Raw genomic sequence first — 13,836 nt, forward strand, 5'->3', positions numbered from 1 at the left:
TCCTTACTCGGACGCGGGCGCGTTCGGGGCGCGCGAGGCGGTGGTGGCGGTGATGGCTGCGTTGGTCCTGGCGTTGACGTTCGCATCCGCTGTTGCCGTGTCGCTACTCGCCGCGCCGCTCTTGCTCTCGCCGCTGCCCTTGCCATGCGCGGGCAACGTTTCGTTATCCCGCGGACCGTTGGCCGGATCGTCGAGACCGCCGCCGAGCGCCGTCATCAACGACGCATGCGCGCCGAGCCGCTCGGCCTGCACTTTGGCGACGCCTTCCTGCGCGCGCAGCAACTGGTTTTGCGCGACCAGCACGTTCAGATAGTCGCTCAAGCCGCGCCGGTAGCCTTCGCGCGACAGCTCGTAGTTCCTGCGCGCGGCGGCGACCGAGCGGTCGGCGTCGTCGGCCTGGGTGGTCAGCGAACGGATGCGGATCACCTGGTCGGAGATGTCCTTCAGCGCGCCCACGATCGACTGGTTGTAGCGCTCGACGGCCTCGTCGTAGCCCGCCGACGCCGCGCCGAGCTGCGAGCGCAGCCGACCGCCGTCGAAGATCGGCAGCGTCAGCGCGGGACCCACGCTCCAGCTATGCGACGGACTCTTCAGGAACTGGAACAGCGGCCCCATCGCCGCATAGCCGCCGATCGAGGCGAGCAGGTTGATGTCCGGATAGAACCCGGCCTTGGCGACGTCGATGCCGCGCGCCTGCGCGGCGACCGTCCAGCGTGCCGCGACCACGTCCGGCCGGTGGCCGATCAGATCCGCGGGCAGCGCGGCCGGCAGACCAGCGGGCGCGGCGAGCGACAGCGCCGGGTGCTGGATCGCGTCGCCGGCGCCCGGACCCTTGCCCGCGAGCGCGGCCAACTGATTGCGGCCGAGCGCGATCCTCTCCTCGATCGCGTCGATCTGGCGCTCGTACTCGGGCATCGGCGTCTCGGCCTGGCTCACTTCGAGCTGCGTGCCGATGCCGCCCTTCAGGCGCCGGTTCGCGAGGTCGACGATCTGCTGCTGTTGCTGCAGCGTGGCCTTCGCGATGTCGAGCAATGCGTAGTTCAGCGACATCTCGATATAGGTGCGCACGACGTTCGCCTGCAGTTCGAGCTGCGCGGCGCGCGCGTCGGCGGCGCTCGCGTGCGCGAGGTCGAGCGCGCGCTCGGCGGCGTTCTTGTCCTTGCCCCAGAAATCGAGGTGATACGCGAGGCCGAGCGTGCCGGTGTTGTTCCACGACTGCTCGCCGGCGAGCGGCCCCGGACCGTAGAACACGTTGTCGGCCCACTGCTGGCGCTGGATCGACAGGCTGCCGTTGACTTGCGGCGCGAGCGCCGCGCGCGCGACGCCGGCCATCGACGCCGCCTCACGCACGCGCGCCTGGGCGACCGCGAGACTGGGATTGCCGGCTTGCGCGTCCGCGATCCACCGGTCCAGCTGCGGATCGTCATAGGCGCGCCACCAGTCGGCGGCGGGCCACTGCGCATCGGCGTTGGCGGCGCGGATTGCGTTGCCCGCATCGAGCGACGCAGGATTGATCGTGTGCGTTTGCGGCGCGACGCCTCCGGTACTTGCGCATCCGGCGATTGTTAATAGGATCGTAAGAACCGCGGGTGCGGCGATCCCTTTGGGTACCGGAGACTGCACGATTTCCTCCAAATTTGACTATAGAAGCTTGTGCGCAATTATATTTTTTGATCGATTGCGGAATAACCGGTAAAGATGCAAGGCATTTTTACCAGACATGAGACAATCGCCATTGCTGATCGTGTAACAATCGCTGCCGATTTCTGAGGATAGGTATGGACACGCTTCAAAACATGCGCGTTTTCGTCCGCGTCGTCGAAGCGGGCAGCTTCACGGGCGCCGCGCAGCATCTGAATACGACGACGGCCTACGCGTCGCGCGCGGTTTCGGATCTGGAAGCGCATCTGCGCACACGGCTTTTGAACCGGACCACGCGCCGCATCGCGCTGACCGAAGCTGGCGAGCGCTATCTGCAGCGCTGCGAGCAGATTCTCGCGTACGTGGATCAGGCGGAGGCCGAGGCGAGCGACGCGCACGCGCGTCCGTCCGGCAAGCTGAAGGTGCACGCGATGACGAGCTTCGGCCAGCACTACGTGGTGCCGGCCGTGGGCCGTTACCAGCAGCGCTACCCGGACGTGCATATCGAACTGACGCTCGCGCAGCGCATGCCCGATCTGCTCGACGAAGGCTTCGACGTGTCGCTGACGCTCGCGACCGGCCTGCCGGATTCGGGGCTGGTGTCGCAGCGCCTTGGCAGCGCGTTCAGCATTGCGTGCGCGTCGCCGGCGTACCTCGAACGGCGCGGCGTGCCGCAAAGGCCCGCGGACCTCGCGCAGCACACCTGCCTGCAGATGGTGACGCCGGTGAATCCGCCGGACAAATGGACCTTCGACGGCCCGCACGGCGAGGAAGTCGTCTCGCTCGGCGCGGCGACGTTTCAGGTGAACGTGGCCGAGGCGATGGTCGTGGCCGTCGCCCAGGGCATGGGCGTAGCGCTGATTCCGATCTACTCGGCGATCAGCCGTTTGCGCAGCGGCGAACTGGTGTGGCTGATGCCCGGGTATACGTCGCAGCAGATGAATCTGTATGCGCTGTATCCGTCGCGGCAGTATCTCGATGCGAAGATCCGCACGTGGGTCGAATTCCTGCGCGACGAGTTGCCTTCGACGCTGGCGGCGGATCAGGAGGAGTTGCGGCAGTTCGCGCGGACCTGACCGGTCTGCTCGTCATGCATTGACGTTCGAGCGGCACGCGGAGTGCGGCACGCGGAGTGCGGCACGCGGCGTGACAGCCTGTTACACACGCGCCGCGTCGCAACATTTCTTTACTTCTGCCGCGCAGTCGATTTGTTAACGTGTCGGTCACGCGTCGCCGCTCTGGCCGGACGCGCTGGATTCGCCGCCGTTCGGCGCCTCGCAACCACTGAAGGACGACACATTCATGGATACGCACCTGATGATCGGCTTGGCCGTCATGTTTGGACTGATCGGCGTCGCCGCGTCGCGCGATCTGCTGCGCCGCATGCGCGAACAGCAGCCGCAGCTCGTGCCGGTCGAGGTCGAGTCACAGGATGCGCCGCGGCGCGAGCGGTGAGCGGCGGCGGGTTGATCTGACGCAAGAGGCCCGCTAGCACCCGCTAGATCTCGACGACCTTGTCCCACGCAAACAGCGGATTTTCCCACTGGCGCGTGCGCCGGTCGAAATAGCCGCGCGGATTGCACACGACGCGCGTGCCGTCCACCACGTAGTCGAACGACGTATGCGTGTGGCCATGAATCCACAATGCGACAGGCGCGCGCACGAGCTCGGGCAGATGGTTGACGAAGCCCGCCGACACGCGGTCTTCGGCAAAACGCCCGGCCAGGCTCAGCCGATGCGGCGCGTGATGCGTGACCACGATCGTTTGGCCGGCGAACGGTTTGGCAAGCTCGCTTTCGAGCCACGCGCGCGCATGCCGGTGCAGCGCGAGCGAATCGGCGGGCGTGAAGTCGCGCGCGGCGTCGCGCGGGTCGTGCGGCCAGTTCATCTGGATCAGCCCGCGATAGTCGAGCATGACCCGGCGCGCGGCGACGATCGATTCCTCGATTGCATCCGGCGTCGCGCCGTACAGCGCGAAGTCGGTCCACAACGTCGTGCCGAGCACGCGCCAGCGGCCCTGGCTGTCGACCAGCGCGGCGTTGTTCAGCACATGCACGTTGTCGACCTGCGCGGCCGCGTCGAGCATCGCGCTCTCCAGCGCGCCGAATTCACCGTCGTAGTACTCGTGATTGCCCGGCACGTAGACGACCGGCACGGCGTCGTCGAACGCCTGCGCGGCCCAGCGCGGGCCGGCCGCATGATTGTGGATGTCGCCCGCCAGCACCACGAGATCCGCCTGCGCATGCGGGATCAGTTCAGGCTCGTCGTTTTCCAGATGCAGATCGGACAGCACGCGAATCTTCACGGACGCGACTCCTGCAAAACGCCTGCGCGCCGGATCGCGCAGGCTTCAGATATTAGCGTAGCACCTTGCCCGGATTCATCAGGTTCAGCGGATCGAGCGCCTGCTTGATCGCGCGCATCATCCGCACCTCGACGTCCTGCTTGTAGCGGGCGGCTTCGTCGATCTTCAACTGGCCGAGTCCGTGTTCCGCGCTGATGCTGCCGCGATGCGCATCGACGCTGTCGTAGACGATCCGGTTGATCGGGCTCTGGTACTGCCGCAGAAACGCCTTCGCATCGACGCCCTCGGGCGCCTGCACGTTGTAGTGCAGATTGCCGTCGCCGAGATGGCCGAACGTGACCATGGGCGCGCCCGGCGCGGCTTGCGCGATTGCCGCATCGGTCGTTTCGATGAAGTGGCCGATGCGTGAAATCGGCACCGCGATGTCGTGCTTGATGTTCAGGCCCTCCTCGGCCTGGGCGAGCGGAATGTGCTCGCGCAGATTCCAGAACGCGCGAGACTGCGCGAGGTTTTCCGCCACCACGGCGTCTTCCACGAGACCTTGTTCGAGCGCGGTTTCCATCAGCCCCTCGAACAGCGTGCGCGCGTGCACTTCGCTTTCGCTGTCCGACAGTTCGAGCAGCACGACCTGCGCATGTGGTTCGGCGAACGGATAACGCATCTGCTCGAAATGCCGGCCGACGAGGCGCAGGCAGAAATCCGACATCAGTTCGAAGCCGGTCAGGAGCGGCCCGGCGACGCGTTGCGTGAGCGCGAGAAAATCGAGCGCCGCATGCGGCGACGCGAGCGCGGCGAGCGCGGTGACGCGCGCGGCCGGCTGCGGATGCAGCTTGAGCACCGCCGCGGTGATCAGGCCCAGCGTGCCTTCCGCGCCGATGAACAGGTCGCGCAGATCGTAGCCGGTGTTGTCCTTGCGCAGCCCGCGCAGGCCGTCCCACAGTTCGCCTTGCGGCGTCACCACTTCGAGGCCGAGGCATAGCTCGCGCGTGTTGCCATAGCGCAGCACGCCGGTGCCGCCCGCGTTGGTCGACAGATTGCCGCCGATCGTGCAGCTGCCTTCGGCGGCGAGGCTCAGCGCAAACAGACGCCCGGCTGCTTCGGCGTGCTTCTGCACGTCGGCGAGGATCACGCCGGCTTCGACCGTGATCGTGTTGTTGTGCGGATCGATGTCGCGCACGCGATTCAGGCGGCGCAGGCTGATGACCGCCTGCGCGCCGCTCGCGTCGGGTGTCGCGCCGCCCGCGAGGCCGGTATTGCCGCCCTGCGGCACCAGCGCGACGCAATGTTCGACCGCGAGCCTGACGAGCGCGGCGGCTTCCGCGGACGTGGCCGGGCACAGCACCGCGCAGGCCGCCCCGGTGTAGCGGCGGCGCCAGTCGGTCAGAAAGGGAGCGGTGTCGTGCGGATCGGTCAGTACGTAAGTCGCGCCGATGGCGTCGCGGCAGGCGGCGAGAAAAGCGGTGTGGGTCATGTGGATCGGTTGACGGTGTTGGGGCTTGGGCCTCAGGCGGGCGGGATCGGTTCGCTGGCGGCTTGCTTTGCAGCCTGATTTGCAGCCTGCTTCGCGGCCTGCTTCGCGGCTCGTTTCGCCGCGCGCTTGAACGGTCCGACATACGCGAGTGCGCAGGTGAAGAAGATCATGGCGAGCGCCGCCTGAAGCCAGCCGAGCCGCGCGCTCAAGCCATGATCGCTCCAGCCACGCGCGACGCCTTCGGCGAAATACAGCAGGATCAGCATCGACGCCCATTGCATCGTGTAAAGCCGACGTCGCCACACGCCCGGCAACGCGGAGAGTAGCGGCAACGCTTTCAGCACGAGCAGCGAGCCGCCAGAGCGCAACGGCGCGAGCCACCATTCCCATGCGACGGCAAGCACGATCATCGAGACCAGTGTGAAAGCGGCGACGAGCGCGGCGGCAGCTTTGGGTTGCACGGGCTCGACGGTCGTAGATGCCGACGCGTTGGCCGCGAGGCTTGCGGGCGCCCCGTTCGCGTGGCCCCCGGAGTTCGTGGCCGCGAGTTCAGCGCCACCCGCGTCACGACGGGCGTCGTCGCGTTCGGTGGGTTGCGGATCCGGTTCGTTCACGGCTTTACGCTCACGGCCTTTCGGACATCGACGCCGCCGTGCGCCCAACGCGCGCACCAAGCGCAATCGCCAGCGTCCGTTCGTCGGCGGAGATGCCATGGCCGGTCGTGCCCGCGCGCGCGTAATGCGACGCGCCGTACGGCGTGCCGCCGGTCTGCGTGGTGGACAGCGCGCTCTCCGTGTATGGAATGCCGACGATCAGCATGCCGTGATGGAGCAGCGGCAGCATCATCGACAGCAGCGTGGATTCCTGGCCGCCGTGCAGGCTGCCGGTCGACGTGAACACGCAGGCCGGCTTGCCCGACAGTGCACCGGATAACCATTGCGGCGTGGTGCCGTCGAGAAAGTATTTGAGCGCGGCCGCCATGTTGCCGAAGCGGGTCGGCGAACCGAGCGCGAGGCCCGCGCATTCTTCGAGGTCGCGCAGCTCGACGTACGGTGGTCCTTCGGTGGGAATGTCCGGCTCGCTCGCCTCGCAAACCGTGGAAACCGCCGGCACGGTGCGCACGCGCGCCTGCATGCCGGGGACGCTGTCGACGCCGTGCGCGATCGCCAGCGCGAGCTCGCGGGTGGCGCCGTGACGGCTGTAATAAAGCACGAGAATGTCTTTCATAGGCCTCATCATTGAACGGGTATTATAGGGGTTCGGTCAGTTGCACAGGCCGCTCATAGCCGTTCGGCCAGGCGCTTCGGCCAAACGCCGCGCGGAGTTCCCGCAGTCCCGGTCTGACGGTTCGGCAAGCAAGGAGGCAGGTTTGTTGGTTAGGGTGCGTTTCGATCTCGACACGCTCAAACGGCTCGCGCAATTCGCGGCGCAACGCATTGGTGAGGACCGGATTCCGCAGGTCGCGGGCAGCCTGACGTTCACGACGATGCTCGCGCTCGTGCCGCTCGCCACCGTCGCGTTTGCGTTGTTCACCGCGTTTCCGATCTTCAGCTCGTTCCAGGCGTCGCTGCAGTTTTTTCTTGCCGACCACCTGATGCCTGCGCAACTGAACGATCAGATCTTCAAGTATCTGAACCAGTTCGCATCGAAGGCCAAAGGGCTGACCACGATCGGCATGATCATCCTGTTCGTCACCGCGGTGATGACGATGATGACCGTCGAGTCCGCGTTCAATGTGATCTGGCGCGTGCGCAAGGCGCGGCCCGTCGCGCAGCGCATTCTCGTGTACTGGGCGATCATCACGCTCGGTCCGATCCTGATCGGCGTGAGCCTGTCCATCTCGTCGTATGTGTTCACGCAATCGATGTCGTTTAGCGCCGCGCAGCGCATCACACCGCTGATCGCATGGGCGCTCGCGAGCGCCTCGCTGCCGTTCACGATGCTCGCGTTCACGATCCTTTACGTTTATCTGCCGAACTGCCGTGTCGAATGGCGCGACGCGGTGATCGGCGGCGTGATCGCCGCGCTCGCGTTCGAGCTCGCCAAGCGCGGCTTCGGCTACTACGTGCGCCGTATTCCGACCTATACGGCGGTGTACGGCGCGTTCGCCGCGGTGCCGCTGTTCCTGGTGTGGATGTACCTGTGCTGGTTCATCACGCTGACCGGCGCGATGATCGCATCGGCGTTGCCGGCGATTCGCATCGGCCAGTTTCACCGCCCCGTGTTCTATGGCAGCAATCTGTTCGATTCGCTCGAATTGCTCGCGCGGCTGTGCGAGGCGCGTGAGGGCGGCAGACGCGGCTACACGATGCCCGAGCTTGCCCGGATGCTTCGCCGCGACAAGGATACGACGCTGATGCTGTTGCAGCGTCTCGAGGAGATCGAGTGGATCGCGCGGCTGGAGGAGGACCATACCGGCCCGCACTTCGTGCTCCTCGCGAACCCGGCGCAGGTGACCGTGCAGCGGCTGTACGACCTGTTCGTGATCGACCGCGCGGAGCTTACGTATCAGCTCGAACTCGACTCCACACGCGTGGACGGCGGCATGCTGCTCGCCGCGCTCGACAACGACCAGCTGAAGGTGACGCTCGCCGCGTTGCTCTCCTCGCGCGCGGCGGCACGGGCGGCGCGACCCGGCGATGGCGAGCGCGCGGCGGCTTCGATGCCGCACCAGGCAGCGTGATAGGGCGGCCAGACTTCGAGGCCGCCCCGATAAAACTACAACGAAATCTTCCCCACGCAGATGTCCTTGAACATCACCCAGTCACCCATCAGGCTGTAAAACGGATGACGGAAGGTGGCAGGCCGGTTCTTTTCGAAGAAGAAATGGCCGACCCACGCGAAGCCGTAGCCGCACACCACGGCCGCCGGCAACCATAGCCAGTCGCCGGTGGCGAGCGCCATCGCGAGGCAGCCAATGACGCCGAGCGAGCCGACGAAATGCAGCCGCCGCGACACGAGATTGCGATGCTCGCTCAGGTAGTACGGATAAAACTCCGCGAAGTTCGCGAAGTGATCGGTATGTGCTGTATGAGCCATGACGGCCTCCGGAGGCTGAAAAAGACAGCTCCAATCATTCTCCGGCGATCGCCTGCCTGGCGCAACCTGGCCATTCGGCAGATGGCGCGGCGGGTTCGGCGTGGGTATCGTGGTCGTTCGATAGTGATTCGGTGGCGATTCGCAACGGCATTCCCGACGGCCGCCCGCGGAGCACCGAGGCGCGCGGCGAGCGGCCATCGCGCGCCCCTTCAGCCCGCTTCGTGCGGCGGCCGCGAAGCGAAGCCGTACAGCGCATCGAGCGTCGCGTCGGGTTGCTCGGTCATCAACGCGTGGCCCGCATCGAGCGTGACGGTGTCGACCGGCGTGCCCGCCTGCGCGAGCGCATCGGCAAGCGCTTTCGCCGCGCGCGGCGGCGTCATCGCATCGCGCCGGCCAACGATCAGGCGCGCGGCGCAATGCACCTGCGCCGCACGAGCGTGGCCGTCCGCATAGGTATGGCAGGCGGTGAAGTCGGTGTGGAACAGATGCGGCTCGCCGCTGGCCGACACGTGCTCCATCAGCCGCTGGTTCATGCCGTGCAGCCAGAAACCGGGGCCGGGGCACGAGGGCTTCGCGGCGAGCGTCGAATGCGACCACTGGTTGACCATGCCGATTGCCTCGGGCTCGCGATTGAGCGCGGCGTCGAGCAGCGCGTCGGAGACCGTCATCGGCAGCGCGGTGGCGAGCAGCGCAAGATGCGTTGCTCGCTGCGGATAGCGGCCGGCGAAGTCGAGCGCGATCAGCGAGCCCATGCTGTGACCGGCGACGAACGCACGCGTGACGCCCACGGCGTCGAGCAGCGCAGCGAGCCAGTCGGCCAGCGCGGCGATGCTGCCGAGCGCGGGGCCGGCGCTGCGTCGGTGGCCCGGCAGATCGACCGCGAGCACGCCGAAGCCGTGATGCGCGAAGTAGCGGCTTTGCAGCGCCCACACGCTGTGATCGTGCTCGGCACCGTGGATGAACACGGCGCTTGGCAGGCTCGCGTCGAAGGGTTTGCCGCCGGTGTAGGCGTAGGCCGGTTTGCCTTGAACGGTGACGATCATGCGGACTCCGGGCGGGCGGGGGTGCTCGTGGCGGCGGGCGCGGCAGTGGCGGTCTGTTGTGAGGCGCTGCCCGGCGTTGCGGTACGACCGCCGCTCGCCGGTTGCGCGGTTTTTTGCGCGGCCTTCAGCGCGCGCTTGAGATCGTCGATCAGGTCATCCGGATCTTCGAGCCCGATCGACAGACGGATCGTGCCTTCGGTGATACCGGCCGCGGCGAGCGCGGCGGCATCCATGCGGAAGTGCGTCGTCGATGCCGGGTGAATCACCAGCGAGCGCGCGTCGCCGACGTTCGCGAGGTGCGAGAAGAGCGTGAGCGCTTCGATGAAGGCGCGCCCGGCCGCGCGGTCGCCGCGCAGGTCGAAGCTGAACACGGCGCCCGCGCCGCGCGGTAGCAGCCGCCTGGCGAGCGCGTGGTCGGGATGCGTCGGCAACTCGGGATACGCGACCGATTCGACCGCCGCATGACCGGCGAGAAACTCGACCACGCGCCGTGTGTTGACGACGTGACGCTCCATGCGCAACGGCAGTGTCTCGATGCCTTGCAGCAGCTGCCACGCGGCCTGCGGATGCAGGCACGCGCCGAAGTCGCGCAAGCCTTCCCGACGCGCGCGCAGCAGGAACGGCGCGACGGTGCTTTCCTCGGCGAATACCATGCCGTGGAAACCGTCGTACGGCTCGGTGAATTCGGGAAAGCGGCCGGAAGCCTCGAAGTCGAACGTGCCGCCGTCGACCAGCACCCCGCCGATCGTCGTGCCGTGGCCGCCGAGAAACTTGGTCGCCGAGTGGTAGACGAGGTCGGCGCCGTGCTCGAAGGGGCGCAGCAGGTAGGGCGTCGTGAAGGTCGAGTCGACCAGCAACGGCAGGCGGTGCGCGTGCGCGATCTGTGCGAGTGCGGCGATGTCGAGCACGTCGAGGCCCGGATTGCCGAGCGTTTCGCCGAATAGCAGGCGCGTGTTGGGGCGCAGCGCGGCGCGCCACGCGTCGAGGTCGCCGGGCTTGACGAAGGTCGTCTCGATACCGAAGCGTCGCAGCGTGTAATGCAGCAGATTGTGCGAGCCGCCGTACAGCGCGCTCGACGCGACGATGTGCGAACCCGCGCCCATCAGCGTCGCGATCGCCAGATGCAGCGCGGCCTGGCCGCTCGCGGTGCCGATCGCGCCGGCGCCGTTTTCGAGCGCGGCGACGCGCTCCTCGAACACGGCGACGGTCGGATTCGAGATGCGCGAGTAGACGTGGCCGGCGCGTTCCATGTTGAACAGCGCGGCGGCATGATCCGAGTCGCGGAACGAAAACGACGTGGTCTGGTAGATCGGCGTCGCGCGCGCGCCGGTGGCAGGGTCGGGGGCTGCGCCGGCGTGCAGCGCAAGCGTATCGAAACGGTTGGCGGACATCGTGGGCGGCGGGCCGCGAACGGCCTCGCGAAAGATCGGGGTGGGCGGCCATCCTACCATTGGCGCGCGCCGCTTCAAGCGCGGTTTTCCCGCGGGTTCCTGCGGCTCGTGCCGGGAGCGGGGCATGCTCGCAATCTGGAAGTCAGACGAATTCGAGTCTCCGAAGCCCGCCGCGCCTTGGCCGGCGGGCCGCTTTCCTTTTATGGGCCTTTCCGATAGGATCGAAAAAACATTTCATGCACTGCAAGATTAGCGGTATCAGGAGATAGATCATGCGAGTCAGCGACATTCTTAAAGTCAAGGGCAATACCCTTTTTACGGTCACGCCGGATACCACGCTGCATGACGCCGTCAATACCATGGCCGAGCACGACATCGGCTCGCTCGTCGTGATGGAGTACGGCGACCTCGTCGGCATGCTGACGTTTCGCGAAATCATTCTGACCTTGAGCGAGAACGGCGGCAGCGTCGGCACCTCGACGATCCGCAAGGTGATGGACGACCATCCGCTCACCTGCACGCCCGAAACCGACGTCAACGAAGTGCGCCGCATGATGCTCGAGCATCACGTGCGCTATCTGCCCGTCATGGAAAGCCGCACGCTGATGGGCGTCATCTCGTTTTACGACGTCGCGAAGGCGGTGGTCGAGGAGCAGGGGTTCGAGAACCGCATGCTGAAGGCCTATATCCGCGACTGGCCGGAAGAGCAGGAAGGACAGGACCAGCAGCCGGCGCGTTGATGCGCGTGGCTCGAAGGTCGCGCTCCGGCCGTCGCCGCGAGCGCGAATCCGCCGACAGGGCGCGCGCGCAAGCGGGCGCTTTTTTTGTGTCTGGAGCTGGTGCGGACGGATTGCGGGAGCCGCGTGCGCGAGTCGCGGCGATCCGCTTGCCGGCCATGCCGCCCGCGTCATCGCCATTTTTCCGCGCCGTTCTCCTGACTTCATGAACGATCGTCCGTTGCCCGCCGCCCGCCGCGCCGCTCGCGCGCACGAAGCGCACGAATCCCAGTTCCGCCTGCTCGGCCAGCGCCGCTTCGCGCCGTTCTTCTGGACACAGTTTCTCGGCGCGATGAACGACAACGTGTTCAAGATCGGCTTCACGTCGCTCGTCACGTATCAGGCGGCGCGGTTTTCGGGGGTCGACCCGAAAACCGCGGCGTTCCTGATCTCCGCGATTTTCATTCTGCCTTTCGTGCTGTTTTCGGCCACTTCCGGCCAGATCGCGGACAAGTACGACAAGGCGTTGCTCACGCGCCTCGTCAAGACTTTCGAGATCGCGGTGATGCTGGTCGGCGGCGCGGGGTTCTGGCTGCACAGCGCGCCGTTGCTGTACCTGTGCACGTTCCTGATGGGCGTGCATTCGACGGTATTCGGACCGGTCAAGTACTCGTATCTGCCGCAGCATCTGTCGCAGGCGGAGCTGGTCGGCGGCAATGGCATGGTCGAGATGGGCACCTTCGTCGCGATCCTGATCGGCACGATCGTCGGCGGCGCGGGCGCGGGGTTCGCCGAGCATGGCGCGGTGGTGCTCGCTTGCGCGTGTATCGCGATCGCGCTGATCGGGCGCGCCGTGTCGGGCTTCGTGCCGGCTACGCCCGCGCCGCAGCCCGGATTGCGCATCAACTGGAACCCGGTCAGCGAAACGTGGCGCAATCTGAAGCTCGCGCACGAAAACCGCACGGTGTTTCTTGGTCTGCTCGGCATTTCGTGGCTGTGGTTCGTCGGCGCGACGTTCCTCGCGTCGTTCTTCAACTTCGCGAAGGACGTGCTGTCCGCCGATCCCGACGTCGTGACCGTGCTGCTCGCCACGTTTTCGATCGGCATCGGCATCGGCTCGCTGTTGTGCGAACGGCTCTCGAAGCGGCGGATCGAAGTCGGCCTCGTGCCGCTCGGCTCGATCGGCATGAGCGTGTTCGCGATCGATCTTTTTTTCGCGAGCCACGCGCTGCCGCCGGCGGGGCATCTGCTCAGCGTTGGCGAATTTCTCGCGCGGCTAGCGCATTGGCGCGTGCTCGCCGATCTGTTCCTGCTCGCGATGTTCGGCGGCTTTTACAGCGTGCCGCTGTATGCGCTGATCCAGAGTCGTAGTCAGCCGAGCCATCGCGCGCGCATCATCGCCGCGAACAACATCCTCAACTCGCTGTTCATGATCGTGTCGGCGCTGATGGCGATGGGCCTGACCGCCGCGGGCTTCAGTATTCCGGCGATCTTCCTCGTCACCGCGCTTCTGAATGTGGTCGTCGCGGGCTACATCTATTCGGTCGTGCCCGAGTTCCTGCTGCGCTTCATCGCGTGGCTGCTCGTGCATACGTTCTACCGGATCCGGCTCGTGCACGCGGAGCGGATTCCGGAGCAGGGCGCGGCGGTGCTCGTGTGCAACCACGTCAGTTTCGTCGATGCGATCGTCATCATGGCCGAAAGCCCGCGGCCGATCCGCTTCGTGATGGACCACCAGATCTTCCGCTCGCCGTTCGTCGGCTGGCTGTTCCGGCACGCGAAGGCGATTCCGATCGCGTCCGCGCATCAGGACGCGGCGCTGCTCGCGCGTGCGTACGACCTGTGCGCGCAGGCGCTCGCGGACGGCGAACTCGTCTGCATCTTTCCCGAAGGGAAGCTGACGCGTACCGGCGAGCTGAATCCGTTTCGCCACGGCGTCGCCGAGATCGTCAGGCGGACGCCGGCGCCCGTCATTCCGATGGCGTTGCGCGGGCTGTGGGGCAGCGTGTTTTCGCGCGCGGTGGACGCAACCTGGCCGCGGCCGATCAGCAAAGGTGTGATGAGCCGGCTGAGCCTCGCCGTCGGCGAGCCGATCGACCCGGCGCTCGCGACGCCGGAGACGCTGCAGCGGATCGTGACCGAGCTGCGCGGCGCCCGCAAGTAGCCGTGGGCCGGTGCGCGGACGCCGAGATGGCGAGCTCGCCCACCATCACCCGCGTTCGGCCGAGTG

General features: G+C 66.6%; 13 protein-coding genes. 5 read left to right on the forward strand and 8 right to left on the reverse strand.

The window, feature by feature from the left end:
- Positions 1–3: 3 nt before the first annotated feature.
- A complete protein-coding gene (locus OKW30_RS05550; RefSeq protein WP_429346200.1) occupies positions 4–1,623 on the reverse strand; it encodes an efflux transporter outer membrane subunit in 1,620 nt (539 codons plus the stop codon).
- 155 nt (positions 1,624–1,778) lie between these two features.
- Here OKW30_RS05550 and OKW30_RS05555 point away from each other — a divergent pair, with 155 nt between their 5' ends.
- The gene (locus tag OKW30_RS05555; RefSeq protein WP_184071131.1) at positions 1,779–2,717 is read left to right on the forward strand and encodes a LysR family transcriptional regulator; all 939 of its coding nucleotides are present in this window, start codon (positions 1,779–1,781) and stop codon (positions 2,715–2,717) included.
- A gap of 226 nt (positions 2,718–2,943) precedes the next feature.
- Positions 2,944–3,096, forward strand: coding sequence for a hypothetical protein (locus tag OKW30_RS05560; protein ID WP_167544144.1), 153 nt, complete (start codon positions 2,944–2,946; stop codon positions 3,094–3,096).
- Positions 3,097–3,139: 43 nt separating this feature from the next.
- On the opposite strand, the gene OKW30_RS05565 is transcribed toward OKW30_RS05560, so the two are convergent.
- Genes OKW30_RS05565 through wrbA form a run of 4 tightly spaced genes read right to left on the reverse strand, consistent with a single transcriptional unit; the run spans position 3,140 to position 6,644 of the window.
- A complete protein-coding gene (locus OKW30_RS05565) occupies positions 3,140–3,946 on the reverse strand; it encodes a metallophosphoesterase (protein ID WP_429346201.1) in 807 nt (268 codons plus the stop codon).
- Between the two features lie 52 nt (positions 3,947–3,998).
- Complete coding sequence (locus OKW30_RS05570; protein ID WP_429346202.1) at positions 3,999–5,417, reverse strand: FAD-binding oxidoreductase; 1,419 nt, start codon at positions 5,415–5,417, stop codon at positions 3,999–4,001.
- Between the two features lie 32 nt (positions 5,418–5,449).
- Positions 5,450–6,031, reverse strand: a complete 582-nt coding sequence (locus OKW30_RS05575; RefSeq protein WP_429346203.1) for a DUF2069 domain-containing protein — start codon at positions 6,029–6,031, stop codon at positions 5,450–5,452.
- 10 nt (positions 6,032–6,041) lie between these two features.
- Complete coding sequence (wrbA, locus tag OKW30_RS05580; RefSeq protein ID WP_090801006.1) at positions 6,042–6,644, reverse strand: NAD(P)H:quinone oxidoreductase; 603 nt, start codon at positions 6,642–6,644, stop codon at positions 6,042–6,044.
- Positions 6,645–6,786: 142 nt separating this feature from the next.
- On the opposite strand from wrbA, the gene OKW30_RS05585 reads away from it, so the two are divergent.
- Positions 6,787–8,100 carry a YihY family inner membrane protein gene (locus OKW30_RS05585; protein ID WP_429346204.1) on the forward strand — a complete coding sequence of 438 codons (1,314 nt, stop codon included), beginning with the start codon at positions 6,787–6,789 and terminating at the stop codon, positions 8,098–8,100.
- A 35-nt stretch (positions 8,101–8,135) separates the two neighbouring features.
- Here OKW30_RS05585 and OKW30_RS05590 read toward each other — a convergent pair whose 3' ends face one another.
- The 3 genes from OKW30_RS05590 to OKW30_RS05600 form a co-directional block, all read right to left on the reverse strand.
- A complete protein-coding gene (locus tag OKW30_RS05590; RefSeq protein WP_184006183.1) occupies positions 8,136–8,456 on the reverse strand; it encodes an Mpo1-like protein in 321 nt (106 codons plus the stop codon).
- A 209-nt stretch (positions 8,457–8,665) separates the two neighbouring features.
- On the reverse strand, positions 8,666–9,499 hold the full coding sequence (locus OKW30_RS05595; RefSeq protein WP_429346205.1) for an alpha/beta fold hydrolase: 834 nt from the start codon (positions 9,497–9,499) through the stop codon (positions 8,666–8,668).
- Positions 9,496–10,890, reverse strand: coding sequence for an O-acetylhomoserine aminocarboxypropyltransferase (locus tag OKW30_RS05600; protein WP_429346206.1), 1,395 nt, complete (start codon positions 10,888–10,890; stop codon positions 9,496–9,498). The genes OKW30_RS05595 and OKW30_RS05600 overlap by 4 nt, the downstream gene beginning before the upstream one ends.
- 272 nt (positions 10,891–11,162) lie before the next feature.
- Between OKW30_RS05600 and OKW30_RS05605 the strand changes: the two genes are divergently transcribed.
- The gene (locus OKW30_RS05605; RefSeq protein ID WP_018421164.1) at positions 11,163–11,630 is read left to right on the forward strand and encodes a CBS domain-containing protein; all 468 of its coding nucleotides are present in this window, start codon (positions 11,163–11,165) and stop codon (positions 11,628–11,630) included.
- Between the two features lie 202 nt (positions 11,631–11,832).
- Positions 11,833–13,770, forward strand: a complete 1,938-nt coding sequence (locus OKW30_RS05610; RefSeq protein ID WP_429346207.1) for an MFS transporter — start codon at positions 11,833–11,835, stop codon at positions 13,768–13,770.
- Positions 13,771–13,836 lie beyond the last annotated feature (66 nt).

The organism is Paraburkholderia sp. Clong3, assembly GCF_050436485.1.
In the GTDB taxonomy this organism is placed as follows: Bacteria; Pseudomonadota; Gammaproteobacteria; order Burkholderiales; family Burkholderiaceae; genus Paraburkholderia; species Paraburkholderia tuberum.

What these genes read in the sequence shown, in the direction of transcription:
- OKW30_RS05555 (WP_184071131.1), top strand. Translation starts at nt 1,779, where the DNA reads ATGGACACGCTTCAAAACATGCGCGTTTTCGTCCGCGTCGTCGAAGCG.
- OKW30_RS05560 (WP_167544144.1), top strand. Translation starts at nt 2,944, where the DNA reads ATGGATACGCACCTGATGATCGGCTTGGCCGTCATGTTTGGACTGATC.
- OKW30_RS05570 (WP_429346202.1), bottom strand. Translation starts at nt 5,417, where the DNA reads ATGACCCACACCGCTTTTCTCGCCGCCTGCCGCGACGCCATCGGCGCG.
- wrbA (WP_090801006.1), bottom strand. Translation starts at nt 6,644, where the DNA reads ATGAAAGACATTCTCGTGCTTTATTACAGCCGTCACGGCGCCACCCGC.
- OKW30_RS05590 (WP_184006183.1), bottom strand. Translation starts at nt 8,456, where the DNA reads ATGGCTCATACAGCACATACCGATCACTTCGCGAACTTCGCGGAGTTT.
- OKW30_RS05595 (WP_429346205.1), bottom strand. Translation starts at nt 9,499, where the DNA reads ATGATCGTCACCGTTCAAGGCAAACCGGCCTACGCCTACACCGGCGGC.
- OKW30_RS05600 (WP_429346206.1), bottom strand. Translation starts at nt 10,890, where the DNA reads ATGTCCGCCAACCGTTTCGATACGCTTGCGCTGCACGCCGGCGCAGCC.
- OKW30_RS05605 (WP_018421164.1), top strand. Translation starts at nt 11,163, where the DNA reads ATGCGAGTCAGCGACATTCTTAAAGTCAAGGGCAATACCCTTTTTACG.
- OKW30_RS05610 (WP_429346207.1), top strand. Translation starts at nt 11,833, where the DNA reads ATGAACGATCGTCCGTTGCCCGCCGCCCGCCGCGCCGCTCGCGCGCAC.